Raw genomic sequence first — 25,612 nt, forward strand, 5'->3', positions numbered from 1 at the left:
TGGCGTTATGCGCCCAACTTCATGCGCTGGATCGGGACAGCTCCGTAGGATGGGTGGAGCGCAGCGATACCCATGCTGCTGCGGTGGGATGCATTGATGGGTATCGCTGCGCTCCACGCCATCCTACGCAGGCGTCAGATTTGCAGGTCGGTACAGGAGCTCGCCTCGGGCAGATTGAAGCGAGCAGAATGGGGCGCGCATCCGTGGCCATCCCTGGCCCGCCCGCGGCGGCCGACCCTCCCATTGCTCCGGCCACCGCCATCCTTCAGCCCCGCCCGATCAGAACTCTTCCCAGTCGTCTTCCTTGCCCTTGGCGCGCACCGCCTTGGCCACGCCACGGGCGGCGCGCGAGGTGTGCGCGGCCGGCTCGGCGCGGGCCGGGCGGGCGGAGGCCAGCGGCACCACAGTGGCCGCGATGGACTCGAGCTTGAACACCCCGACCTGCTGGTTGAGCATGCCGGCCTGCTCCTGCAGGGCCTCGGCCGAGGCGGCGGCTTCCTCCACCAGCGCGGCGTTCTGCTGGGTCATCTCGTCCATCTGCGACACGGCGCCGTTCACTTCCTCGATGCCGCTGCTCTGCTCGGCGGATGCAGCGGCGATCTCGGCCATGATGTCGGTGACGCGCTTGATCGCCACCACGATGTCACTCATGGTCTGGCCGGCCTGGGCGACCAGGGTGTTGCCGCTCTCGACCTTGTCCACCGAGTCGTTGATCAGCGTCTTGATTTCCTTGGCGGCGGCGGCGGAGCGCTGCGCCAGGGTGCGCACCTCACCGGCCACCACGGCGAAGCCGCGGCCCTGCTCGCCGGCGCGCGCCGCTTCCACGGCGGCGTTGAGCGCGAGGATGTTGGTCTGGAAGGCGATGCCGTCGATCACCCCGATGATGTCGGCGATCTTGCGCGCCGAGTCGTTGATCGCCGACATGGTGCCCACCACCTTCTGCACCACGCTGCCGCCTTCGGTGGCGACTTCGGAGGCGTTCACCGCCAGCGAGTTGGCCTGGCGCGCGTTCTCAGCGTTGAGCTTCACGGTGCTGGTGAGCTCTTCCATGCTCGAGGCGGTTTCTTCCAGGCTGGAGGCCTGCTGCTCGGTGCGGGTGGAAAGCTCGGCGTTGCCGCTGGCGATCTCGCTGGCGGCGGTGTGGATGGTGTCGGCGGCTTCGCGGATCTGCCCGAGCATCCGCGACAGGCTCTGCGCGGTCTCGTTGGCGTAGTCCTTGAGCTCGCCGAAGGTGCCCTGGTAGTCGGCGTCGATACGCTGGGTCAGGTCGCCCTGGGCCAGTGCGCCGAGCACGCGGGTGACGTCACGCAGGCCCTTGTCGGCGGTGTCCACCAGGTTGTTCAGGCCGGTGGCGATCTTCAGGAAGAAGCCCTCCTTGTTCGAGGCCTCGATGCGCTTGCTGAAGTCGCCGGCGACGGCGGCGTCCACCAGTTGCGAGACCTCCTGCTCGGCACGGAACTCCTCGGTGCGGTCGGTCCACTGCACGGCCGAACCCAGGCGCTCGCCGGCATCGTTGAACACCGGCACCACGTCCAGGGCGAAGCGGCGGCCGCCCAGGTTCAGTTCGGCCTTATGCCGCGCGGTCAGGTGCGCGAGCATGCCGCGCTGGTGCGCCGGGTTCTTGTGGAACATGTCGATGTTGGCGCCCATCAGGCGGCTGGCGTTGAAGTTCGGCAGCTGCTTGCGGATGTCGGCCTCGGCGTTGCCGAGCATCTCGGTCACCGTGCGGTTCATGTAGATGATCTCGAGGTCGTTGTTGGCGATCATCACGTTGGCCGACACGTTATCCAGTGCGCTCTTGATTCGCGCGTTGTACTCGGCGGCATCGGCGTTGGCCTTGAGGCTGTCGCGCACGCCGTCGATGGCCTCGGTGATGATGGCCTTCTTGCCCGGCAGACGATCCATGTCCACCGAGTAATCGCCCTTGCCGTAGGCGGTGACGGTGGCGACGACTCGCATCTTCACCGCGATGTGCGCGGCGACCAGGTCATTGATGCCCTTGGCAATGCGTGCCGGGCGGCCGGCGAACTTGTCCACCGGGATCACCTCGTCGATCCAGCCCAGCTCATGCTGGCGGGTCATCTCCACCAGGCCGGCTTCCAGGGCTTCCACCTGGGTCTGCTCGGCGCGCTGCTCGCGCAGGTTGCGCTGGATGCTGCGCAGGCCGTCGTAGAGACGCTCGTAGCCAGCGGCTGGCGCTTCGCCGATGGCGACGTCGAGGTTGCCGTCCACCAGGCTGTGGAGGAGGGCGGTGATGCGGTCGGCGCGTTGCTGCGCCACGGCGTGTGCGTTGAACAGACCCATGTTGTTTGTCCTCGGTCGCGATCAGGCGGCGGTTTCGTCGACCAGCGCCATTTCACGGCTGGTCATGAGTTTTTCGATGTCCACCAGGATGAGCATTCGCTCACCGGCGGTGGCCAGGCCCAGCAGGTACTCGGTGTCGAAGCTGGCGGCGAATTCGGGGCGCGGCTTGATCTCATCGCCGGCCAGGGCGATCACGTCGGAGACCGAATCCACCACCGCACCGACGATGCGCCGGCCGACGTTGAGGATGATCACCACGGTGAACTGGTCGTAGCTGATGTCGGCCAGGTTGAACTTGATGCGCAGGTCGACGATGGGAACGATGGCGCCGCGCAGGTTGATCACACCCTTGATGAAGGCGGGGGCGTTGGCGATCGCCGTGACCTGGTCGTAACCCCGGATCTCCTGCACGCGCAGGATGTCGATGGCGTATTCCTCGCGGCCCAGGGTGAAGGTCAGGTATTCCTGCACCGGGCTGCTTGCGGCGCTGGCTTCAGCTGCGCTCATGGGTGGATTCTCCTTGTGCTGCCAGACGCGGCAGGGCATCGACGTCGAGGATCAGGGCGACGCTGCCGTCGCCCATGATGGTGGCGCCGGCGATCCCGTCGATCCGGCGGAAGTTCTGTTCCAGGCTCTTGATCACTACCTGCTGCTGGCCGACCAGTTCGTCCACCTGCAGGGCGAAACTCTTGCCCTCGGATTCGAGGATCACCACGATCCCCTGTTCCGGCGGCACGGGTGCCGCGCCGATGCGCAGCAGCTGGTTGAGGGAGAACAGCGGCAGGTACTCGCCGCGTACGCGGATCACCGTCGATTCCTCGCCGGCCAGGCCGCGCACGTCGTCGGCGCGGGCCTGCAGCGATTCGACGATGTAGGTCAGCGGCACCACGTAGTTGACCTGCTCCACGGCGACGATCAGGCCGTCGAGGATGGCCAGGGTCAGCGGCAGGCGGATGCTCATGCGGGTGCCCATGCCAGGTGCCGAATCGATGTCGATGCGCCCGCCCATGGCCTGGATGTTGCGCCGCACCACGTCCATGCCCACGCCCCGGCCGGACAGCTCGGTGACCGCCTCGGCGGTGGAGAAACCCGGCATGAAGATCAGCTGCCAGACCTCTGCATCGGTCATCCCGTCGTGCACCGGCAGGCCCTTCTCGCGAGCCTTGGCGAGGATGCGTTCGCGGGACAGGCCACGGCCGTCATCGGAGATCTCCACCACCACACTGCCGCCTTGATGGCTGGCGGCGAGCTTCACCGAACCCTGGGCCGGCTTGCCGGCGGCCAGGCGTTCGGCGGGTGTCTCGATGCCGTGGTCGATGCTGTTGCGGACGATGTGGGTGAGCGGGTCGCTGAGCTTTTCAATGACGCTCTTGTCCAGCTCGGTGTGCTCGCCCTGGAGGATCAGTTCGACCTGCTTGCCCAGGCGTGCGGAGGTGTCGTGCACCAGGCGCGGGAAGCGGCTGAAGATGAAGCTGATCGGCAGCATGCGGATCGACATCACCGATTCCTGCAGGTCGCGGGTGTTGTGTTCCAGCTGCGCCAGGGCCTGCTGCAGGCGCTCGAAGTGCGTCGGATCGAGGTCTTCGCTGAGCTGGCTGAGCATGGCCTGGGTGATCACCAGCTCGCCGACCAGGTTGATCAGGCTGTCGATCTTCTCGACGCTGACGCGGATCGAGCTGGATTCGCTATCGGCGCGGACGGCCGGCTTGGCGGCGGCAGTGAGCGCGGCCTTGGGTTGTTCACTGGGAGCCGCGACGGCAGCGGCCGTGGGGGCGCCCGGTGCCTTGTCGAAGATGCCGTAGGGTTCGACGGTCGTAGCGTCCGGCGCGCCGGGGGCGTCGTCGAAGAAGCCGAAGTCGTCGTCGCTGCTGGCGCTGCTGGCGCTGCTTTCGCTGGCGCCGGGAGTGCCGGGCGCTTCGTCGAAGAAGCCGAAGGCATCGTCGTCGCTGGCGCTGCTTTCAACCGCTGCGGGAACAGCGTCGAACAGGCCGAAGCCGTCATCGGCGGCAGCCGCGACGGGTTCTGCCAGCCAGGCGCGCAGGCGTTCCACGGTGGCGGCCACGGGTACGTCCGGATCGGGTACCTGGCTGCGGTGCGCATCGAGCAGGCGCTGCAGGACGTCGCGGGCTTCGAGGAACACGCCGATCATGTCCACGTGCAGGGCGGTCTGCCCGCAGCGGATGCGGTCGAGCAGCGTCTCCAGCTCGTGGGTCACGGCGGTCAGGTCATCGAAGCCGAACATGCCGCTGGAACCCTTGATCGAGTGCGCCGCGCGAAAAATGCCATTGAGCGTCTCGGCGTCAGGCTGATCGAGGTCGAGCCCGATCAGCAGGAGTTCGAGGGTCGCCAGGTGTTCGTCGGTTTCCTCGAAGAACACCTGGAGGAATTGCTCCATACCAGTCGCCATTCCGGGTTCCCCTAGGGCAGGACCTTGCGGGTCACTTCCAGCAGTTTCGGCGGGTCGAACGGCTTGACCAGCCAGCCGGTGGCGCCGGCGCTCTTGCCCTGCTGCTTCATGGCATCGCTGGATTCGGTGGTGAGCATCAGGATCGGCGTGCTGCGGTAGCCGGCCATGTCGCGCAGGCTGCGGATCAGCGACAGGCCGTCCATGTTCGGCATGTTCTGGTCGGTGAAGACCAGGTTGTAGGACTTGCGCTGGGCCTTGCCCAGGCCGTCCTTGCCGTCCACGGCCTCGTCCACCTCGTAGCCGGCGGACTTGAGCGTGAAGCTCAGCATCTGCCGGATCGAGGCCGAGTCATCGACGATCAGAATCTGCTTTCCCATTGCGTTGTTTCTCCTCGGATTGCAATGCGTTTGTTGTCGCCAGGCGCACAGAAACTCGCGCCATCCCGGCGCGCGGAATTGGTGTGGGGGGCTCAGCCGATGAGGGCGAGGTTGGCCAGGTATTCGAAGACGGACTGCAGCATGTCGGGACTCCTGCCTTGCCTTCAGTTCAGAACAGTTCGACCTCGCCAGCGCTGAGGCTGGTCTGGGCGACCGGGTTGCTCAGGGGGCGGTCGAGTTCGCTGACCTCGCCGCGCAGACGCTCGCCCCACTCGCCGGGCTCGCGGCCATCCAGCGCGCCCAGGCCGACGGCGAGGGCGCCGAGGCGGGCGCTGTGCTTGCCGATCTGCCCGAGCAGCTGGCTGCTCATGTCCTGGAACTGCAGGGCGGTGACCGCGGCGTTGACGCCGTCGCCCACTTCCAGGGAGATACGGTCCAGCTCCTGCACCACCTTCACGGTGTGCTGGTTCATGGCGTCGAGGTCGTCGAGCATGGTCTGGATCTTCTTGCGCGAATCCAGGGCGAAGGTCATGTCCTTGTCGGCCAGCTGGCTGATGGCGCCCTCGGCGTCCTTGATCTCGTGGTAGACCACGTCGACGTGTTCACGGATGGCCTGCGAGAAGTGCGTGGAGCGGGTGGACAGCGCGCGCACTTCGTCGGCCACCACGGCGAATCCGCGGCCGCTCTCTCCGGCGCGGGCGGCCTCGATGGCGGCGTTGAGGGCCAGCAGGTTGGTCTGCTTGGCGATGGCGTCCATGTCCTGGGTGGACTGCAGGATCTCGGCGATCTTGTGGGTCACTCGGTCCATGCGCTCGACCAGTTGCTGCGAGGTGCGGCTGGTCTCCAGGGTGGCTTCGACGAACAGCCCGAGGGTTTCCTGGGTGGCGTGGATGAAGCGCTGGAAGTCGATGTCGCCGTCCAGGTGGCCGCGACCGTCGTAGCGCTCGATCAGCGAGTGGGACAGGCCGCGCTGGGTGTCGATGCGCTCGGCAAGGGCATGGAAGCTGTCGGTCAGCTGACGGATAGCCTGGTGCAGGAGGTTGTCGATCTGGTGGGTGTGGCCGTTGAGCGAGGCCAGGTGGCCTTCCACGCCTTCCTGCAGCGGACGCCAGCGCGGCAACTCGTCGGCCTGCAGGGCAACCGCCTGTGCATTGACGCTGACCTTGTTGGCGCCGCACAGCAAGCTGCACAGCACCAGGCTGGAAACCCAACCGATCGGCAGCATCCACCAGAACGGCACGCCGACCGCGCAAAGCCCGGCGACGACCGCCCACGGCAGGGTCTGGATGATGAGGCGCCGCGGCCAATCCTGGCCGGCTTCTTGAACCGCCTGGGGGTTCAACTGTGAATCGCGCATTGAAGTGCACTCCATTGCCGGGCGCCGGTAACCGGGCCAAACGGCTGCTGACAACGTCTTGAGCAGGAATTCGGCCTGGCGATTTAAAACTAGAGTGCCAAAGCGTGATGTCAAACTGACGGCATATTCCCGTCACAGGGGATAGACCCTTGATCTAGAGGGGTTTTCAGTGAATGACCGTTCATCCTGGTTGCTTGGATGGCGACGGGCGGTAGTGCGCAGCCCTTGTGTGGCGCGGGTTGTGGCGATTTTTCGATGGCAAAACGTGCCCGCCGGAATGGCATCCGGAGCCACGCTTCGAGTGTGGAGGGAAGGTCTGTCGGCGGATAACGCTGGCGCGTTATGCGCCTTTCAGGAGCAGACGTTCTGGTTGCTCCGATGAGAGGTCGGGGTACAGGGGATCGTAGGATGGGTGGAGCTTGCGATCCCCATCGGCCTTACCAGCCACGCTTCGATGGGTATCGCTTCGCTCCACGCCATCCTACGAAAAGCAGGTTGCGGGGTTGTGGGGGATTACAGGGTGCCGAGCAGCTTGCGCGCCGCCTGGGTGTGGTCGGCGATCAGGCGCTTGAGGTCGAGGCCTTCGACTTCACCGTCGATGACTCGCCAGGTGCCGCCAATCATGATCCGGTCGGCCTTGTCGGCGCCGCACAGCAGCAGGGCCGACAGCGGATCGTGGCTGCCGGAGAAGCGCAGTTCGTCAAGCTTGAACAGCGCCAGGTCCGCCTGCTTTCCCGCGGCCAGCTCGCCGATGTCGCTGCGGCCGATGAGCTTGGCCGAACCCTTGGTCGCCCAGCCCAGCGCGCGTTCCGGGGTGATCTGCTCGGCGCCATAGCGCAGGCGCTGGATGTACAGGGCCTGGCGGGCTTCGAGGATCATGTTGGAGGCATCGTTGGAGGCCGAGCCGTCCACGCCGATGCCCACCGGCGCGCCGGCGGCTTCCAGCGCCACGGTGGGGCAGATGCCCGACGCCAGGCGCATGTTCGAGCTGGGGCAATGGCAGACGCCGGTGCCGGCTTCGCCCAGGCGACGGATTTCCTCGTCGTTGAAGTGGATGCCGTGAGCCAGCCAGGTGCGCGGGCCGAGCCAGCCGACGCTGTCCAGGTAGTCCACGGTGCGCTGGCCGAAACGCTGCAGGCAGAAGTCTTCCTCGTCGAGGGTTTCCGCGAGGTGGGTGTGCAGGCGCACGTCCTCGCGCTCCGCCAGTTCAGCGCTGGCGCGCATGATTTCCGGGGTCACCGAGAACGGCGAGCAGGGCGCCAGGGCGATCTGCACCTGGGCGCCTTCGCCGCGTTGGTGATACTCGCGGATCAGCCGCTGGCTGTCGTCGAGGATGGCCTCGGCGCTCTGCACGGTCTGCTGCGGCGGCAGGCCACCGTCGGCTTCGCCCAGGCTCATGGAGCCACGGGTGAGCATGGCGCGCATGCCCAGCTCCTGGACCACGCCGGCCTGCACATCGATGGCCTGCTCCAGGCCGTCGGGGAACAGGTAGTGGTGGTCGGCGGCGGTGGTGCAGCCCGACAGCAGCAGTTCGGCCAGCGCTACCTTGGTGGCCACGCCGAGTTGCTCGGGAGTCAGGCGCGCCCACACCGGGTAGAGGGTCTTCAGCCAGGGGAACAGCGGCTGGTTCACCACCGGCGCCCAGGCGCGGGTGAGGGTCTGGTAGAAGTGGTGGTGGGTGTTGATCAGGCCGGGCGTCAGCACGTGCTGGCTGGCGTCGAAGGTCTGCTGGACGGGAGCCGAGGGCTGCTGGCCGGCGGCGACCAGTTCGACGATGCGGCCGTCTTGGACGACGATGCCGCCACGGGCGTCCTGATCGTTAGCGGTGAAGATGGCCAGCGGGTTGCGCAGCCAGAGACGCGGGGAGGACATGGATGAATTCTCCAAACGGACGGAGCCGTTCGTTCGAGTCGGCTCCATGGGGTCATGGGAAGCCAGCTCAGTGTTCACCCTGTCTGCTGATCCAGGTTCGCTGACTCGGAAGTCAGGCGTGGGCGCATGGTAGCGCCCACGGCGCTGCTCGTCACCAGTCGATCGTCGCTCCCTGGTAATCCAGGTAGAACTGCCCGCCACGGCCGGCGTGGCCATCGACCTGGTCGACGAGGCCTTTGGCGCTGGTCTGCACGTCCAGCGGCGCGGACTCCCCACCCATGTCGGTGCGCACCCAGCCCGGATGCAGGTTGAGTACCGTGATACCGGTATCGCCCAGTTCGACCACGAAGCTGCGGGTGAGCGAATTCAGCGCTGCCTTGCTCGCGCGATACAACGCCATGCCGCCGGAGACGTTGCCAGCCACGCTGCCCAGCTCGGAGGTCATGAAGGCCAATACACCGCGCTCGGAGTCCAGACGCGGCAGCAGGCGCTCGGCCAGGCGCAGCGGGGCGATGGCGTTGACCATGAACAACTGGCCGACGTCGGCGAGGCTGGCGTCGATGGCCGACTGGTGCGCCGGGCCGTAGATGCCGGCGTTGATGTAGATGAGGTCGAAGCGCGAGCCGGCCAGGGCTTCGGCAAGACGGTCCTGGGAGTGGATGTCGTCCAGCAGCAGCGTTTCCACGCGCACCGGCAGGTTGGCCAGCTCGCCGGGATGGGCAGCATCGCGCACGGTGGCGGTGACGTCCCAGCCGCGGTCCAGCAACTCGCGCACCAGGCCCAGGCCGAGGCCGCGCGAGGCGCCGATGATCAGGGCGGATTTCGGGGTGGTCATGGCAGGGCTCCAGCAGGTGACGGAAGGGTCAAGGATAACCCACCCGGATGACGGCACTGATCGTGTAGGAGCGAGCTTGCTCGCGAACCGAGTCCGCAGCGGCGTTTGTTCGCGAGCAAGCTCGCTCCTGCAGACGGCGAAGCGCTCAAACGACAAGGCCCGGCATGTGCCGGGCCCTGTGGATAAAAAGCCCCGGAGAGTGTGCGCCGGGGCCTGGGCAAGGAGCCCAATCAGTCGGTGGTGATCTTCGAGTGCTTCTGGGTGTCCTTCATGGTCACGTAGACCAGCAGCGAGCAGGCGATGCACGCGGTGACGTACCAGTAGAAGCCGCTCTCCATGCCGATGCTCTTGAACCACAGCGCCACGTACTCGGCGGTGCCGCCGAAGATCGATACGGTCAGCGCGTAGGGCAGGCCCACGCCCAGGGCGCGGATCTCGGTGGGGAACAGCTCGGCCTTCACCACGGCGTTGATCGAGGTGTAGCCGCTGACGATGACCAGCGCGGCCATGATCAGGAAGAACGCGCCCCACCAGGTATCGATGGTGTGCAGGGTGCTGAGGATCGGGTAGGTGAAGACGGTGCCCAGCACGCCGAAGGCGATCAGGATCGGGCGACGGCCGATCTTGTCCGAGAGTGCGCCGACGATGGGCTGCAGCAGCATGAACAGGAACAGGGTGGCGGCCGAGATCATGGTCGAGTCGTTCTTGCTCATGCCCACGGTGTTCACCAGGTACTTCTGCATGTACGTGGTGTAGGTGTAGAAGGCCAGGGTGCCGCCCATGGTCAGGCCGACCACGGTGAGCACTTCCTTGGGATGGCGCATCAGCGAGCGCATCAGGCTTTCCTTGGGCTCTTCCTTCTTGGTGGAGAAGGACTCGGTCTCTTCCATGCCGCGACGCAGGAACATGGCGACGACCGCGCAGAGCGCGCCGATGAAGAACGGAATACGCCAGCCCCAGCTTTCCAGCTGCTCGACGGTCAGGGTCTGCTGCAGCACGATCAGCACCGCCAGGGCGATGAGCTGGCCGGAGATCAGGGTGACGTACTGGAAGCTGGAGAAGAAGCCGCGCTGCTCCCTGTTGGCCATCTCGCTCAGGTAGGTCGCGGATGTGCCGTATTCGCCGCCGACCGACAGGCCCTGCAGCAGGCGCGCGAGCACCAGCAGGATCGGGGCGCCGACGCCGATGGTTTCATAGCTGGGGGTCAGGGCGATGATCAGCGAGCCGAAGCACATCAGCAGCACCGAGGCCAGCAACGCCGCCTTGCGGCCCTTGCGGTCGGCATAGATACCCATCAGCCAGCCGCCGATCGGACGCATGAGGAAGCCCACGGCGAAGATCGCGGCGGTGTTCAGCAGCTGGGCGGTCATGTCGCCCTGGGGGAAGAACGCCTTGGCGAAGTACAGCGAAAAGGCGGCGTAGACGTACCAGTCGTACCACTCGACCAGGTTGCCGACCGAGCCACTGAAGATCGACTTGATGCGCTGGGAAGTCGTGCGAGGTGCGGCAGAAGCGGAGACGGCGCTTGCGCTATCCATGGGTATTCCTCTTGTCGTTGTTGTCGTCAGGCGTGCGGACTACTTGTAACGTCACGCCGGCGCGCCGCGAGGGCGGCGCAGTGTCGAGGGCGATAGCAGGCAGCGTGCCAATAAGCGAAAGCAGCGTGGCACTAAGCGTTGAGCGATTTCTTGGGTGGCGCTGGCAGGCGAAGCGGCGCCGATTGGCGAGGGTGTTGAGCGGAAATCCGCCGATGCTCAGGTTGACCTGTAGGAGCGAGCTTGCTCGCGAACGGATTACCCGGCGGCACTCGCGCTTGGCAGTTCGCGAGCAAGCTCGCTCCTACAACAGCAGCCTTGGCGGATGGGTGCTGTTCAGCGCTGGCGGAACAGGTCGCCCGGGGTAAAGCCGAACAAGCCCTTGAACGATGCGATGTACGCCGAGGTGGAGTCGTACCCGCAATCCAGCGCCGCCGCCGTCACGCTATCGCCGGCCTCGAGCGAGCCGAGGGAAGCGAGCAGGCGCTGGCGCTGGCGCCACAGGCGGAAGGTCATCCCGGTCTCGCGCTGGAACAGTCGCGACAGGGTCTTCTCCGAGGTGCCGATGCGCTGGGCCCAGTCGCCCAGGGTGTGGCTGTCGGTCGGGTGGTCGATCAGCGTCTGGCACAACTGCAGCAGGCGGCCCTCCTGCGGCATCGGCAGGGAGAAGGCGACTTCCGGCAGGTCGCGCAGTTGGTCCAGCAGCACTTCCACCAGCCGCGATTCGGCGCTCTCGCCCTGTGGATAATCCACCGGCAGTTCGCAGAAGCTCTTGATCAGCTCGCGGGCCAGCGGCGTCACCTCCAGCACCCGGCAGCGATCCGGCGCCCAGCGGCAGGCGTCATCGCGAATGTACAGGCTGCGCATTTCCGCCTGGGTCGAGGTCACCACTTCATGGTCGAGGAAGGCTGGAATCCAGATCGCCCGCTGCGGTGGTGCGAAGAAGCTGCCTTCGGCCGTGTGTACACCCAACACCCCGGTGATGGCGTAGGACAGCTGCACCCAGGCGTGATGGTGCTTGCTGGTCCAGGAGCCCGCGCGTAAACGCTCGGCGCGCGCATAGACCGGCCGCGGCAGGCGGTCGAGTACCGGGATCAGGCGCTGCAGTTCGGGGGCTTGTCCTTTCATCGGTATAACTTTGGAAAGTATCGCTGGAGCATCGGAGTCTGGCAGGCCGCCCCCTTCGCCTCAAGCCAGTTAACCGATGTTGTCGGTCCGAACGACGGCGTTCGAGCCCTGAAGGAAGCATCCGACAGCGCGACCGCCCAGCGGCCCGAGGCACTCTGACAGGTGTGGTGAAGGCCCTTGTCTGGCATTATCCGCGCCCGGAAAAACGCGTGGTGTGTTCCGACGGCTGTTGTGTAGATTTCCCACAGGATAGTTGTATACACAATTTGTGTTGATTCGTTTCAACACAAGTTTTTCATGTATCCAATCTTCTGGTCGGCGATCGCCATTTCAGTGCTTGCTGCTGGGGCCGATGCCCTCGAAACAGGCGAAGTTGTCCTGTGAGTCAGGAAATGGCCCGTCCCGTGCACCTGCGTCTTCCCTGCCAAAGGAGCGGACCTGAAAGGGTCCGTCATAAAAGTGGAACATCTGATCAGGATTGGCGCCAATCTTGCTTTTCCTCGCCAGGCCTGACCGACCGGACAGGTTCCACCGACAATTAAAAACGCAACACGACTGCACTGATTAGGAGCAACGCATGACTCGCACTCTCGCATCCCTGCTGCTCGCCGGCGGGCTGCTCGCGGCCGGGCAGGCCATGGCTGGCGGTGAAGACCTGGAGCCGGCCAAGGCCGTCAACGATGGCCCGCTGATCTGGCACAACGAAAGCCTGTCCTACCTGTGGGGCAAGAACTTCAAGGTAGATCCGCCGATCCAGCAGACCTTCACCTTCGAGAGTGCGAGCGCCTGGACCTGGGGCGACATCTGGTTCTTCGTCGACCAGATCAACTACAACGGCAAGGAAAGCGCCACCAACGGCAAGAACACCTACTACGGTGAGTTCAGCCCGCGCCTGTCGTTCGGCAAGATCACCGGTACCGACCTGTCCTTCGGCCCGGTCAAGGACGTGCTGCTGGCGACCACCTACGAGTTCGGCGAAGGCGACGTCGAGTCCTACCTGGTCGGTCCGGGCTTCGACCTGGCGCTGCCGGGCTTCGATTACTTCCAGCTGAACTTCTACTACCGCAAGCCCGACGGCAACCGCGTACCGTCCGGCGCCTGGCAGATCACCCCGGCCTGGGCGATCACCATCCCGGTGGGCAACTCCGACATCCTGTTCGACGGCTTCATGGACTGGGTCGTGAACAACAAGGACGCCAGCTCCAGCCACCGCAACCAGTCGGATTATCACGCCAACCTGCACTTCAACCCGCAGGTGAAATACGACCTGGGCAAGTCCCTGGGCTACGAGGCCAAGCACCTGTACGTGGGTATCGAGTACGACTACTGGTCCGACAAGTACGGCATCAAGGATTCTCAGTACTTCACCACCGACCAGAACACCGTCAGCGCGTTGGTCAAGTACCACTTCTGATGTTCCCCACCGACCCCGCCACCTGGCGGGGTCGGTCTTTTCAGGCTTCGTCGGCAAATTCTTGAGCCTGCAGCAATGTCAGCAAATCTTTCGGAAATTGCCGACAGGCCATCCGGCTCGCAGCCCATTGGTCGAACCCTTGCCAGCCTCTAGCTTTGCATCTCTTTTGCTTCACCTAGGAGATGTGAGCCATGAAGAAACTGTTGATCGCGGCCATTGCCGCGAGCCTGGGCACCCCGGTATTGGCGGCGCCTCTCGGGCACCCCAGCATTCCCGCGACCGAAGTGCACGACGAAACCCATGCGGGCGGCTTCTATCAGGACGTCATTACCCGTTCCCAGCCGGCGCCGGTGAAAGAAGAGCCGAAGGAAGAACAGAAGGCCGTGGTCGCCACCAACGATTGTGCGCCGCTGTGGGGCGGCGGTGCGAAAGACCAGCAGGATCAGGCCCGGGCCGCGAACGCAGCTGACAAGGACGACAAGGATCGTGCCGGCGCGATCGTTCCGCTGCCGCCGACCTGCTCCGGCATGGGCCTGGCCACTCCGCTGTACGGCCAGCTGACCGTCGGTGAGGCTGTCGGCATCGGTGCCGCGGTCGTCGCGATTGGCGCTGCCATCGGCAACCACGGCGGTGGCGGTGGCCACCACAGCTCCGGGACCACCGGTACCACCAAGTGATGCCGTGCCCCCGGTCCATTTCCGGGGGCTGTCGTGGCTGGGGCAGGGACCGCACCGCCTGGCGATGCCGGTTCCTGCCCTTTTTCTCGCCTTGCGCTTGAATCCCGCTACCCGCCTGGGTTATCCATGCAGCGCCCCCGCAAAATGCACGGACATCCCGCATGACCCTCCAGGTACCCGCCCATACCGCGCCCAACGGCGAAAAGCCCGCCGGTCGCATTCGCCAGAAGAACGAGGAAGCCATCCTCGCCGCCGCCGAGGAGGAGTTCGCCCGCCACGGCTTCAAGGGCACCAGCATGAACACCATCGCCCAGCGCGTCGGCCTGCCCAAGGCCAACCTGCATTACTACTTCAGCAACAAGCTGGGGCTGTACGTGGCGGTGCTGAGCAACATCCTCGAACTGTGGGACAGCACCTTCAACCATCTGACCGTGGACGATGACCCGGCCGTGGCGCTGGCCGCCTACATCCGCGCCAAGATGGAGTTCTCCCGCCGTTACCCGCAGGCCTCGCGGGTGTTCGCCATGGAGATCATCAGCGGCGGCGAATGCCTCTCCCAGCACTTCAGCCAGGACTACCGCACCTGGTTTGCCGGCCGCGCCGCGGTGTTTCAGGCCTGGATCGACGCCGGCAAGATGGACGCCGTGGACCCGGTGAACCTGATCTTCCTGATCTGGAGCAGCACCCAGCACTACGCTGACTTCGCCACCCAGATCGGCTTCGTCACTGGCCGCAAGCGCCTGTCCAAGCAGGACTTCAGCGAAGCCAGTGACAACCTCATCCGCATTATCCTCAAGGGTTGCGGGCTGACGCCCCCGCCGGCCTCGGCATGAGTTTCACCCTCGCCGGCCCCGCGGTTTACGAGGAAGACATCCGCAAGAGCCGCTTCCACTGCGTCGCCGCCCCTATCGCCAGCGAGGTCGAGGCCCAGGCCTTCCTCGCCGCTCACCGCGACGCCAGCGCCGGGCACAACTGCTGGGCCTGGAAGCTGGGCAACCAGTACCGCTTCAGCGACGACGGCGAGCCCGGCGGCACCGCCGGCCGGCCCATGCTGGTCGCCATCGAGGGGCAGGACATGGACCGCGTGGTAGTCGTCGTCAGCCGCTGGTTCGGTGGCATCAAGCTCGGCACCGGCGGCCTGGTCCGCGCCTATGGGGGCTGCGCGGCGAAATGCCTGCAGGACGCCGAACGCATCGAACTGGTGCCCAGCAGCCGGCTGGCGTTCGATTGCAGTTTTGCCGAGCACGCGCTGTTCAAGGCGCGGGTGCTCGCGCTCGGCGCCAGTGTCGAAGACGAAGCTTTTGGTGCGGAAGGTGTGCGCATGACGGTGAACCTGCCGACCACCCAGGTCGAGCCTCTGCAGAGGCTGTTGAGCGACCTCAGTCGTGGTCGCGTCCAGGCGCAATGGCTGGACGCCTGATTTTTCTCCCCAAACTCCGTGGAACCGCCTGTGGATAACCTGTGGCAGGACCTCTGCTGCTCAGGTATTCCGCAGCCTTCAGCGCGTCGCTCATTTTCTGATCAAACGCCCTTGTGCCTGTTGAGTGAAATATGAACAAGCTGTGGAAAAGGTGTGGGTGAAACTCCCCGGGAACATGGTTAAACACCACTTCTGACCGGTCGGTAAGTTATTCATCGGATTGATGCAGGGCTTGCAGGGCCTGGGCTCGGGCTTTTCGCCAGTTGAGCGGGCGGCGCCGTGGAGGTTGGGGGCAAGTCTCTGGACAATCTGTGGGCAACTTGTGGGCAAGGTGTCTCGCTGGCGAGACACTTCGTGCGCTGATCGGCCGTCACCACCCACCGGCCATGGCGAAAAGGCTGCCGCTTCGCTTGGAAAATCTGTGGGTAACTCTGGGGAAAAGGCGCCGGCACAAGGTCGGCGCCGGAACAGCTCAAAGGCGGAACTGCGCCATCTGCCGCGCCAGGTCATCGGCCAGGTTCCGCAACTCGCGGCATTGCTCGCGGCCGTGCTGCACTTCGCGGGTGGTGGCGTGAGCGAGATCGGCGATGCCCTGCACGTTGCGATTGATCTCCTCGGTCACCGCCGACTGCTCCTCGGTGGCCGTGGCGACCTGATGGTTGATATCGCTGATGCGCTCCACCTGATCGGCGATGGCACCCAGCGAGGCGCCCGCCTGTTCGCTGGCGGCCAGGCTCTGGCCGGTGGTCTGCTGGCTGGACTGCATCGAGCGCACCGCAGCCTCCGCGCCGCCCTTCAGGCGCTGGATGATCGTGAGGATTTCGTCGGTGGAGCCCTGAGTGCGGCTGGCCAGCGTGCGTACCTCGTCGGCCACCACAGCGAAGCCACGGCCCAGTTCACCCGCACGCGCCGCCTCGATGGCGGCGTTGAGGGCGAGCAGGTTGGTCTGCTCGGAAACGCCACGGATCACCGCCAGCACCTGGTCGATACTTGCCACTTGCCCGGCCAACTCACCCACGGCGCCGGCGGCTTCGCCGATCTCCCCGGACATGCGCTGGCCGACCTGCAGCGAGCCGCCGACCACGCGGCGCGCTTCACCGGCCTCTTCCCTTGCCTGCTGCGAGGCACTGGCGGCCTGCTCGGCGTTACGGGCGATTTCCTGCACGGTGCTGCCCATCTCGTTGACCGCCGTGGCGACCATGTCGGTCATTTCCTGCTGGCGGCCGGCGCGGTCGGCAGTGTTGTCCACCACCTGCGCCACTTCGCCGACGGTACGCAGTAGTTGCTGGCTGGTGCCGAGCACGGCGCCGATCAGCGCGCGCTGGCCCTCGAGGAAGCGGTTGAAGCCGCGTGCCAGGTCGCCCAGCTCGTCGGCGCGGCTGTCGTCCAGGCGGCGTGTGAGGTCGCCGCCGCCACCGCCAATTTCCAGCAACGCCCGGGTCACCTGGCGGATCGGCCTGGCCAGGCTGCGCGCCATCAGCACCACCAAAGCCAGGCAGAGCAGGGCGACCACAGCCCCGGCCAGGCCGGAGAAGGCCAGCGCCTCGCGGGCGTCGGCGTAGATTTCCGCTTCCGGCACCTCGCTCACCAGGGTCCAGCCCAGGTCATGCAGCGGCAGGCTGGCGGCCAGGTAGTCCTCGCCGCCACGCTCGAAGCGAGCGCTGTGGAAGCCCTGCTGGCCGAGCAGCGCACTGGCGGCGTCGGCGCCGATCAGGTCGCCGAGGATGCGTCCCTTGGGCAGCGAGGCGTCGGGATGGATCTGCACCTGGCCGTCGTTCTTCACCAGGTACACGCGACCGGACTGGCCGAAGCGGAAGTCGCGGATCAGCGTCGACAGCTCACGCATTTCCAGGCCCAACCCGGCGATGCCCAGCAGCTTGCCGCCCTGCTCCACACGCTGGTCGATGAACAGCGCCAGTTCGCCGGTGCTGCCGTCGGTGTCGATGTTCCACATGCGCGGCTTGCCGCTGTCGATGAACTGGAAGTACCAGCTGTCCTTCGGCTCGCTGCGGCTCAGCGTGCGTTCCTTGCCCTTGTCGCTGTAGTAGGCGCCGCTGGCGTTGGAGGTGATCAGCGCAGAGAAGGCCTTCTGCGAGGCGCGGATGCCACCCAGGTAGCGGGTGAACTCGGCAAGCTGTTCGGGCTTCTCGCCGGCCGCCAGCCAGTCCTGCACCAGGGTGTTGTCGGCGATGCCGGCCGCCGCGGTGATGGGGCCGGTGAGGCGCTTCTCGAAGTCGTTGGCAATCGCCTGGATGCTCGCCGGCAGCGCCTGTTCAAGCAGGTAGCGCTCGCTGAGGCGATTGACCAGCACGGCATACAGGCCGAGGACGATGAGCAGGCTGATGAGCAGGGCAGCGCCCATGCTGAGGATGAGTTGGGTCTGGATACTTCGCAGGCGCATGTTCTTGTTTTCCTCCGAACGCACAACGACACGCCCGACAGTGACGGGCGAAGAGACGGGGTCGTTGAGTGTATCGGCGGCGGCAGAAAAAACTGTTGTCCCACTGGTCAGGTTTTTTGTGTTTCCGGTGTGCCGCTGCACGAGCCTTCACTGCACAGCTCGGCCCATTCCACCCCTTCTCGCGTCTGCCGGGCGGGGGCGTCCTGGTGATAGCGGGCGATGACCTGGGCAGCGACCGAGATGGCCACTTCCAGCGGGCGTTTGCCGGGTACTTCGGCCAGGCCGATGGGGCAATGTATCTGCGCGATCACCTCCTGTGGATAACCGTGCTGCTCCAGCCTCATCTGGAAGCGCCGGGCCTTTGTGCGCGAACCGATCATGCCGAGGAAGCCGGCGTCGCCGCGCTTGAGTACCGCCTCGGCGATGGCGTAGTCCAGCGGGTGGTTGTGGGTCATGACCAGGAAGTAGCTACCCGGCGGCGCCTCGTGCACGGCATCTTCCGGCTCCTCCAGCAAACGCATGTGCACGCCCTCGGGAACGGACTGGGGGAACTCCGCTGCGCGGCTGTCCACCCACTCCAGGCGCAGCGGCAGCCCCGCCAGCAGCGGCGCGAGCGCTCGGCCCACGTGGCCGGCACCGAACAGCACGACCTGCGGCCCGCGTGCGGCGAAGCATTCGAACAGCAGGCTGGCGCGCCCGCCGCAGCATTGGCCCAGCCGCGCGCCGAGGGGGAAGTGTTCCAGCGCCTGGCTGTTCTTGCCGGCCAGCAATAGCTGGCGGGCGTGCTCGATGGCGGCAAATTCCAGATGGCCACCGCCGATGGTGTCGAAGGTTTCCCCGGCGGTGACCAGCATCTTGCTGCCGGACTCGCGGGGCGTGGAGCCCTGCACGCCGATCACGGTGATCAGCACGTAGCGCTCGGCGCTGTCGCGCAGGCGGGCGATGGCGTCCATCCAGGTCATGGCCTGAACTCCTCTGCTGGCTGTTCACCCTCTCCCCAGCCCTCTCCCTGAAGGGAGAGGGGGCGGTTCGGTGCAGGATAGGAGGATGGTCTTTTCACGGACAGCGCAACTGCCGGCTGAAGACCCGGAGGAGCGTCGCGCCGGTCGGCCCCCTCTCCCGCCTGCGGGAGAGGGCTGGGGAGAGGGTGCTCTTGCTGGCGCATCGCCTCACAGGCCCAGAGTACCCGCTCCGGCGTCGCTGGCGTATCCAGGTCGGGGCTCAGCCGGTAATCCGCGAGGCTGGCGATGGCGTCGCGCAGCGCCGACCACACCGAGATCGCCAGCATGAACGGCGGTTCGCCCACCGCCTTGGACAGGTACACGCTGTCCTCTTCGTTGGGACGCTCGAACAGTGCCACGCGGAAGTCTTCCGGCGCGTCGCTCACCGCCGGGATCTTGTAGGTGGCCGGCCCCACCGTGAGCAGCTTGCCCGCGTCGTCCCAGCGCAGCTCCTCGGTGGTCAGCCAGCCCATGCCCTGGACGAAGCCGCCTTCGATCTGGCCGATGTCGATCGCCGGGTTCACGCTGCGGCCGACGTCGTGGAGGATGTCCACGCGAAGCACGCGGTACTCGCCTGTCAGCGTGTCGACTTCCACCTCGGAGACCGCCGCGCCATAGGCGAAGTAGAAGAACGGGTGGCCCTGGCCCTTCTCGCGGTCGTAGAAGATTTTCGGCGTGCGGTAGAAGCCGGTGGCGGAGAGCTGGATGCGCGCGAAGTAGGCCGCCTGGATCACCTCGGTGAAGCCCAGGTGCTGCGCCCCGGCGGTCACGCCGCCGTGCTCGAAACGAACCTCCTGCGGCTTCACGCCATCCCGTTCGGCAAGGAAGTCGGCCAGGCGCTTCTTCAGCGTGCGCGCGGCATCGCGGGCGGCCATGCCGTTCAGGTCGGTGCCGCTGGAGGCGGCAGTGGGCGAGGTGTTGGGCACCTTGTCGGTGCGCGTGGCGGTAATCACCACACGCTCCAGCGGCACCTGAAATTCCTCGGCGACTATCTGCGCGACCTTGGTGTTCAGGCCCTGGCCCATTTCGGTGCCGCCGTGGTTCAGTTGGATGCTGCCGTCGGTGTAGAGGTGGATCAACGCGCCCGCCTGATTCAGATGCTGCGCAGTGAAGGAAATGCCGAATTTCACCGGCGTCAGCGCCAAGCCCTTTTTCAGCACCGGACTCTGTGCATTGAAGTCGCGGATGCCCGTGCGACGTGCGGCGTACTCGCTGCTCTGTTCCAGGCGTGCGATCAGTTCTCCCAGCAGGTTGTGCTCGACCTTCTGGTGGTAGGGCGTCAGTTCCCTTCCCATTCCTCCATAGAGGTTGAGCTTGCGCACCTCCAGCGGGTCCTTGCCCACTGCACGGGCTATGTCGTCCATGGCGCGCTCGATGATCATCATCCCCTGCGGCCCGCCGAAACCGCGGAATGCCGTGTGCGAGACGATGTTGGTAAAGCTGCGGTAGCCGGAGATGGCCACGTCGGGGATGAAGTAGGCGTTGTCGGCATGGAACATCGCGCGGTCGACGATGGCGTCGGAGAGGTCCGGCGAATGGCCGCAGTCGCCCACCACTTCAAGCTGCGCGGCGAACAGTCGGCCCTCGTTGTCGAAGCCGATGCGGTAGCGGTTGTGGAAGGGGTGGCGCTTGCCGGTCAGGCGCATGTCGTCGGCGCGCGGCAGACGCAGTTTCACCGCGCGACCGGTCTTGTGCGCGAGCAGCGCAGCGAGGCAGGCGAAGGGCGCGGCCTGGGTCTCTTTGCCGCCGAAACCACCGCCCATGCGCCGCACTTCCACGGTGACCTTGGCCAGCGGGATCGCCAGCACTTCGGCGACCAGTTTCTGTACTTCGCTTGGGTGCTGGCTGGAGGTGTGCACCAGCATGCCGCCGTCGTCGCTGGGCAGGGCGAGCGAGGCTTGGCCTTCGAGGTAGAAATGCTCCTGGCCGCCGATGAACTGGCGCGCTTCCAGTATGTGCGGAGCGCTCTCCAGTGCAGCCTGCGCATCGCCCCGGCGAAGGTGGTGCGGTGGGCGCACGAAGCGTTCCTCGGCCTTGGCCCGCAGCGGGTCGATCAGCGGAGCTTCCTTCGCGTACTCGACCTTCGCCAGGCGTACCGCCCGGCGCGCCTGGATGAGGCTTTCGGCGGCGACCGCGAACAGTGCCTGACCGTGGTATTTCACCCGCTCGCCAGCGAGCAGCGGGTCGCCGGGGAACACCGGACCGATGTCGGTGTGGCCCGGCACGTCGTCCAGGGTCAGCACGGCCACCACGCCGGACGCGCTGCGCACGGCATCGAGATCGAGCGAGAGCACGGCGCCGCAGGCGATTTCAGTCAGGCCGACAGCGGCGTGCAGCAGCTCGCGTGGTTCCTTCAGGTCGTCCACGTAGCGCGCGGCACCGCTCACGTGCAGCGTGGCGCTATCGTGTTCGCGGGGCTTTCCCGCGCTGTGGATGGCAACTGCGACGCCGTTGCTGGCCAGCGGTGGCAGGCTACGCATGGCGCACCTCCGCAGGGCATTCGGACCATTCCAGTAGTGCGCGCTGCAACAGGTTCTGCGCCACCTTCAGCCGATATGCGGCGCTGGCGCGCAGGTCGTCGATGGGCTGGAAATCCTGGGGGATCGCCGCTTGTGCGGCGGCCACGGCAATGGCGTCGAAAGGCCTGCCGCGCAAGGCTGTTTCGGTGTACGCACCGCGCACCGGCGTGGCCGCCATGCCTCCGCAGGCAAGGCGCGCGTCGGTGACGGTGCCGGCCTCGTCGAGGTCCAGGCGCAGGGCCAGGCAAACGGCGGAAATATCGTCGTCGCGGCGCTTGGATACCTTGTCGACGCGGAACCGCTGGTTCTCGCGCAGGTGTGGAATCAGCAGCGCCTCGATGTATTCGCCGGCTTGCAGGAGCGTCTGGCGGTAGCCGGTGAAGAACCCGTCGATGGGGACTTCGCGCACGCTTCCCGCCTTGCGCAGGCGCAGCCGGGCATCCAGTGCGAGCAGCAGCGGTGGCATGTCGCCGATGGGGGAGGCGTTGGCGATGTTGCCGCCCAGGCTGCCGCGCTGGCGGATCTGCAGGGAGCCAAGGCGTTCGAGCAGGGCGGCGACGCCGGGAAACTCCCGCAGCGCTTCAAGGCAGTCGGCATAGGTTCGCGCGGCGCCGATCAGCAGGTGGTCGGCATGGACCTCCAGGCGCTGGAGTTGGTCGATGCGGTCCAGGTGGATCAGTGCAGGGAAGGCCTTGAGATTCTGCGTGGCTTCCAGCGCCAGGTCGGTGCCGCCGGCAATCAGACGTGCCTGCGGATGACGCTGCAGCAGGGTATCCAGTTCCTCCAGCGAGGCGGGCAACCAGGCCTGCGCCTCGCCGTCGCGCAACGCGCCGGCTGTAGGTATTTCCCGAAGACGGGTGACGGTGAGGGTCGTGTTGTGCGCGAACTGGTCGTGGCAGGGCTGCCCGGCGATCTGCGCGGCGGCGTCGAGGATCGGCCGGTAGCCGGTGCAGCGGCACAGGTTGCCGGAGAGCGCGGTCAGCGCCGTCTCGCGATTGTGTGGCGGCGGCGAGTGGCGCCAGGCGAACAGCGACATGACGATGCCCGGTGTGCAGAAGCCGCACTGCGAGCCGTGGCAGTCCACCATTGCCTGCTGCACCGGATGCAGTGCGCCGGGCTCGCCGAGGTGCTCCACGGTCAGCACCTGGCGCCCGTGGATCGCGCCCAGCAGCGTGATGCAGGCGTTCACCGCGCGGTAGCGCAGCGCTTCGCCCTCAGGTTCGGCGAGCACTACGGTGCAGGCGCCGCAGTCGCCCGAGGCGCAGCCCTCCTTGGTACCGGTGCGCGCACGGTGGATGCGCAGGTAGTCGAGCAGGCTGGTTTCAGGCGCGAGTCCGTCAACCTGGATGGCCTCATCGCCGAGCAGGAACTGGATCATCGGGAGTCCTCGTCGTCAGGCGTGCGGCGTACCGCTTCGCGAAGGCTGTCCGGAATGCGCGAGAGCCCCCCGGCAGCAGCTCTCAGGCACAAGCATAGGCTCGTGGGCGGGCAGGGCAAAAAAGGCGAAGGCCGGGAGAGGGTACAGGGGACCGTACGTCGCATCCGCCGTTGCCCTCCAGTGGCTTTCGCGCCAAGGTGACAGGACCGGTGCTAGCCGCCGGACTCAGGGGGTAGGGCTTGAAGCCGCCAGGCAGAGCCCTCGAAGCGGATATCCAGGCGTAGGATGCAGCGCTTCGCTTGATAGGAAACTTCTTCCTTCTATAAGTATTCCCATAGAAAGACTCAATATTCCTAATGCCCTAAATCAATGGGCCTTTTCTGTCATCAGACGATAATCTTCTACCTGTCGAATTTCTAACGATCGACCCACTCGATTAAACGACAACTCTCTACGAGGAATTGCCTAATGAACCTGATCAACACCCAAGTCCAACCGTTCAAGGTCAACGCTTTCCACAATGGCAAGTTCATCGAAGTCACCGAGCAGTCCCTGAAGGGCAAGTGGTCGGTACTGATCTTCATGCCGGCAGCCTTCACCTTCAACTGCCCGACCGAGATCGAAGACGCCGCCAACAACTACGCTGCGTTCCGTGACGCTGGTACCGAGGTTTACATCGTGACCACCGACACCCACTTCTCCCACAAGGTGTGGCACGAAACCTCCCCGGCTGTTGGCAAGGCTCAGTTCCCGCTGATCGGCGACCCGACCCACCAGCTGACCAACGCTTTCGGCGTGCACATCCCGGAAGAAGGCCTGGCCCTGCGCGGCACCTTCGTGATCAACCCGGAAGGCGTGATCAAGACCGTCGAAATCCACTCCAACGAGATCGCTCGTGACGTCGGCGAAACCCTGCGCAAGCTGAAAGCTGCCCAGTACACCGCCGCTCACCCGGGCGAAGTCTGCCCGGCCAAGTGGAAAGAAGGCGAGAAGACCCTGGCTCCGTCCCTGGACCTGGTCGGCAAGATCTAAGAACGGCCGGGAAGCGGTTGCGCGGTGGCTCCCGCCGCGCCACCTCCGGGCGCTCGCCCGACGGCTTCCCCCACCGTTTTGCAACACCCCGAGGATGCCTACCGGCATCCTCCCTACCTAAAGCCAAAAGCGTGTGTAGGGTGGGCCAGAAGGCTCGCCGGGGAACCCCTTTGCTCAAATTCCGAGGATCTGGATCATGTTGGACGCCACGCTTAAAACCCAGTTGAAGGCCTACCTGGAAAAGGTCCAGCAGCCGTTCGAGATCGTCGCTTCCCTCGATGACAGCGACAAATCCCGCGAGCTGAGCGAACTGCTGCACGACATCGTCGGCCTGACCGACAAGATCACCCTGCGTGAAGACGGCAGCGATGCCCGCAAGCCTTCCTTCGCGCTGAACCGCCCCGGGGCGAACATCGGCCTGGCTTTCGCCGGCATCCCCATGGGCCACGAATTCACCTCCCTGGTGCTGGCGCTGCTGCAGGTCGGCGGCCACCCGTCCAAGCTCGACGCGCAAGTGATCGAGCAGATCAAGGGCATCCAGGGTTCGTTCGAGTTCGAAACCTACTTCTCGCTGTCCTGCCAGAACTGCCCGGACGTGGTCCAGGCGCTGAACCTGATGGCCGTGCTCAACCCGAACATCCGCCACGTCGCCATCGACGGCGCGTTGTTCCAGGAAGAAGTCGAGCGCCGCCAGGTGATGGCTGTACCGAGCCTCTACCTCAACGGTGAAGTGTTCGGCCAGGGCCGCATGGGCGTGGAGGAAATCCTCGCCAAGATCGACACCGGCGCCGCAGCCCGCGAAGCCGAGAAGCTGTCGGCGAAAGAAGAATTCGATGTACTGGTCGTCGGCGGTGGCCCGGCCGGTGCTGCGGCCGCCATCTACGCCGCCCGTAAAGGCATCCGTACCGGTGTCGCGGCCGAGCGCTTCGGCGGCCAGGTGCTGGACACCATGGCGATCGAGAACTTCATCTCGGTGACCGAGACCGAAGGCCCGAAACTGGCTCGCCAGCTGGAAGAGCACGTCAAGCACTACGACGTCGACATCATGAACCTGCAGCGCGCCAGTGCGCTGATTCCGGCGAAGACCGCCGGCGGCCTGCACGAAGTGCAGTTCGAGGGTGGCGGCAGCCTGAAGGCCAAGTCCGTGATCCTGGCCACCGGCGCCCGCTGGCGCGAAATGGGTGTGCCGGGCGAGAAGGAATACAAGGCCAAGGGTGTGTGCTTCTGCCCGCACTGCGACGGCCCCCTGTTCAAGGGCAAGCGCGTGGCGGTGATCGGTGGCGGTAACTCCGGCGTCGAGGCGGCCATCGACCTGGCCGGTATCGTCAGCCACGTGACCCTGCTGGAGTTCGACAGCAAGCTGCGCGCTGACGCCGTATTGCAACGCAAGCTGTTCAGCCTGCCGAACGTGGAAGTGATCACCAGCGCACTGACCAGCGAAGTGAAAGGCGATGGCCAGAAAGTCACCGGGCTGGTCTACAAGGACCGCAACTCGGAAGAGTTCAAGTCCATCGAGCTGGAAGGCATCTTCGTGCAGATCGGCCTGCTGCCCAACAGCGAATGGCTCAAGGGCACCATCGAGCTGACCCCGCGCGGCGAGATCATCGTCGACGCTCGCGGTGAAACCTCGCTGCCGGGCATCTTCGCCGCCGGTGACGTGACCACCGTACCGTACAAGCAGATCGTGATCGCGGTCGGCGAAGGCGCCAAAGCGTCGCTCTCCGCCTTCGATCATCTGATCCGCTCCTCCGCGCCAGCCTGATGACCTCGCGCTAGAGAAAGAAACGCCCGGTTCACGAGAGTGAACCGGGCGTTTCTTTTGTGCGGTGCGTGTCTGTCGGTTCAGGCGCTTGGATTAGCGCCCTCTCCCTAACCCTCTCCCTGAAGGGAGAGGGGACTGTTCGGCAGGCGCTGATATCTCTGCGCTTTCCGGCTGACTTCGAAACATGTCGCGG

General features: G+C 65.6%; 19 protein-coding genes and 1 pseudogene. 6 read left to right on the forward strand and 14 right to left on the reverse strand.

Translation table 11 applies throughout. From position 1 onward, the window contains the following. Positions 1 to 279 precede the first annotated feature (279 nt). From ACKI1H_RS05560 to ACKI1H_RS05600, 9 genes are all read right to left on the reverse strand, one after another. Positions 280 to 2,304 (reverse strand): methyl-accepting chemotaxis protein, encoded by a 2,025-nt coding sequence (locus tag ACKI1H_RS05560; RefSeq protein ID WP_440467857.1) that lies wholly within the window; start codon positions 2,302 to 2,304, stop codon positions 280 to 282. Between the two features lie 21 nt (positions 2,305 to 2,325). Next, complete coding sequence (locus tag ACKI1H_RS05565; protein ID WP_138519922.1) at positions 2,326 to 2,811, reverse strand: chemotaxis protein CheW; 486 nt, start codon at positions 2,809 to 2,811, stop codon at positions 2,326 to 2,328. Next, complete coding sequence (locus ACKI1H_RS05570; protein WP_440467858.1) at positions 2,798 to 4,711, reverse strand: chemotaxis protein CheA; 1,914 nt, start codon at positions 4,709 to 4,711, stop codon at positions 2,798 to 2,800. The genes ACKI1H_RS05565 and ACKI1H_RS05570 overlap by 14 nt, the downstream gene beginning before the upstream one ends. Before the next feature lie 11 nt (positions 4,712 to 4,722). Continuing rightward, positions 4,723 to 5,088 carry a response regulator gene (locus tag ACKI1H_RS05575; protein ID WP_138519920.1) on the reverse strand — a complete coding sequence of 122 codons (366 nt, stop codon included), beginning with the start codon at positions 5,086 to 5,088 and terminating at the stop codon, positions 4,723 to 4,725. A gap of 169 nt (positions 5,089 to 5,257) precedes the next feature. Beyond that, positions 5,258 to 6,460, reverse strand: coding sequence for a methyl-accepting chemotaxis protein (locus tag ACKI1H_RS05580; protein ID WP_440467859.1), 1,203 nt, complete (start codon positions 6,458 to 6,460; stop codon positions 5,258 to 5,260). 498 nt (positions 6,461 to 6,958) lie between these two features. After that, positions 6,959 to 8,317 (reverse strand): 8-oxoguanine deaminase, encoded by a 1,359-nt coding sequence (locus tag ACKI1H_RS05585; protein WP_440467860.1) that lies wholly within the window; start codon positions 8,315 to 8,317, stop codon positions 6,959 to 6,961. Positions 8,318 to 8,468: 151 nt separating this feature from the next. Next, the gene (locus tag ACKI1H_RS05590) at positions 8,469 to 9,152 is read right to left on the reverse strand and encodes an SDR family oxidoreductase (RefSeq protein ID WP_440467861.1); all 684 of its coding nucleotides are present in this window, start codon (positions 9,150 to 9,152) and stop codon (positions 8,469 to 8,471) included. Positions 9,153 to 9,382: 230 nt separating this feature from the next. Beyond that, positions 9,383 to 10,690, reverse strand: a complete 1,308-nt coding sequence (locus ACKI1H_RS05595) for an MFS transporter (protein WP_440467862.1) — start codon at positions 10,688 to 10,690, stop codon at positions 9,383 to 9,385. 333 nt (positions 10,691 to 11,023) lie between these two features. Continuing rightward, entirely contained in the window at positions 11,024 to 11,821 is a 798-nt protein-coding gene (locus ACKI1H_RS05600) for an AraC family transcriptional regulator (RefSeq protein ID WP_440468826.1), read from the reverse strand. 571 nt (positions 11,822 to 12,392) lie between these two features. Here ACKI1H_RS05600 and ACKI1H_RS05605 point away from each other — a divergent pair. From ACKI1H_RS05605 to ACKI1H_RS05620, 4 genes are all read left to right on the forward strand, one after another. Then, positions 12,393 to 13,229 carry an outer membrane protein OmpK gene (locus ACKI1H_RS05605; RefSeq protein ID WP_138519914.1) on the forward strand — a complete coding sequence of 279 codons (837 nt, stop codon included), beginning with the start codon at positions 12,393 to 12,395 and terminating at the stop codon, positions 13,227 to 13,229. Positions 13,230 to 13,420: 191 nt separating this feature from the next. After that, the gene (locus ACKI1H_RS05610) at positions 13,421 to 13,906 is read left to right on the forward strand and encodes a hypothetical protein (protein WP_138519913.1); all 486 of its coding nucleotides are present in this window, start codon (positions 13,421 to 13,423) and stop codon (positions 13,904 to 13,906) included. A 161-nt stretch (positions 13,907 to 14,067) separates the two neighbouring features. Beyond that, positions 14,068 to 14,739, forward strand: coding sequence for a TetR family transcriptional regulator C-terminal domain-containing protein (locus tag ACKI1H_RS05615; RefSeq protein ID WP_440467863.1), 672 nt, complete (start codon positions 14,068 to 14,070; stop codon positions 14,737 to 14,739). Continuing rightward, positions 14,736 to 15,326, forward strand: coding sequence for an IMPACT family protein (locus ACKI1H_RS05620; RefSeq protein ID WP_440467864.1), 591 nt, complete (start codon positions 14,736 to 14,738; stop codon positions 15,324 to 15,326). Before ACKI1H_RS05615 ends, ACKI1H_RS05620 begins: the two co-directional genes overlap by 4 nt. A gap of 472 nt (positions 15,327 to 15,798) precedes the next feature. Here the strand turns inward: ACKI1H_RS05620 and ACKI1H_RS05625 are convergent, their stop codons facing one another. The 5 genes and pseudogenes from ACKI1H_RS05625 to xdhA form a co-directional block, all read right to left on the reverse strand. Then, entirely contained in the window at positions 15,799 to 16,536 is a 738-nt protein-coding gene (locus ACKI1H_RS05625) for a methyl-accepting chemotaxis protein (RefSeq protein WP_412548196.1), read from the reverse strand. A 129-nt stretch (positions 16,537 to 16,665) separates the two neighbouring features. Then, positions 16,666 to 17,727, reverse strand: a pseudogene (locus tag ACKI1H_RS05630) (HAMP domain-containing protein); the annotation flags it as partial. Between the two features lie 107 nt (positions 17,728 to 17,834). Next, complete coding sequence (gene xdhC, locus ACKI1H_RS05635) at positions 17,835 to 18,689, reverse strand: xanthine dehydrogenase accessory protein XdhC (protein WP_440467865.1); 855 nt, start codon at positions 18,687 to 18,689, stop codon at positions 17,835 to 17,837. Beyond that, positions 18,686 to 21,208, reverse strand: a complete 2,523-nt coding sequence (gene xdhB, locus ACKI1H_RS05640) for a xanthine dehydrogenase molybdopterin binding subunit (RefSeq protein WP_440467866.1) — start codon at positions 21,206 to 21,208, stop codon at positions 18,686 to 18,688. The genes xdhC and xdhB overlap by 4 nt, the downstream gene beginning before the upstream one ends. After that, positions 21,201 to 22,625: a xanthine dehydrogenase small subunit gene (gene xdhA, locus ACKI1H_RS05645; protein ID WP_440467867.1), complete on the reverse strand. Its 1,425-nt coding sequence runs from the start codon at positions 22,623 to 22,625 to the stop codon at positions 21,201 to 21,203. The genes xdhB and xdhA overlap by 8 nt, the downstream gene beginning before the upstream one ends. A 468-nt stretch (positions 22,626 to 23,093) precedes the next feature. On the opposite strand from xdhA, the gene ahpC reads away from it, so the two are divergent. Together ahpC and ahpF are read left to right on the forward strand one after the other, a co-directional pair. Then, positions 23,094 to 23,657 (forward strand): alkyl hydroperoxide reductase subunit C, encoded by a 564-nt coding sequence (ahpC, locus tag ACKI1H_RS05650; protein ID WP_037016170.1) that lies wholly within the window; start codon positions 23,094 to 23,096, stop codon positions 23,655 to 23,657. Positions 23,658 to 23,853: 196 nt separating this feature from the next. Beyond that, positions 23,854 to 25,419, forward strand: a complete 1,566-nt coding sequence (ahpF, locus tag ACKI1H_RS05655; RefSeq protein ID WP_138519906.1) for an alkyl hydroperoxide reductase subunit F — start codon at positions 23,854 to 23,856, stop codon at positions 25,417 to 25,419. Positions 25,420 to 25,612: the final 193 nt, after the last annotated feature.

It is taken from the genome of Pseudomonas sp. YH-1 (assembly GCF_051990045.1).
Taxonomy (GTDB): domain Bacteria; phylum Pseudomonadota; class Gammaproteobacteria; order Pseudomonadales; family Pseudomonadaceae; genus Pseudomonas; species Pseudomonas nicosulfuronedens.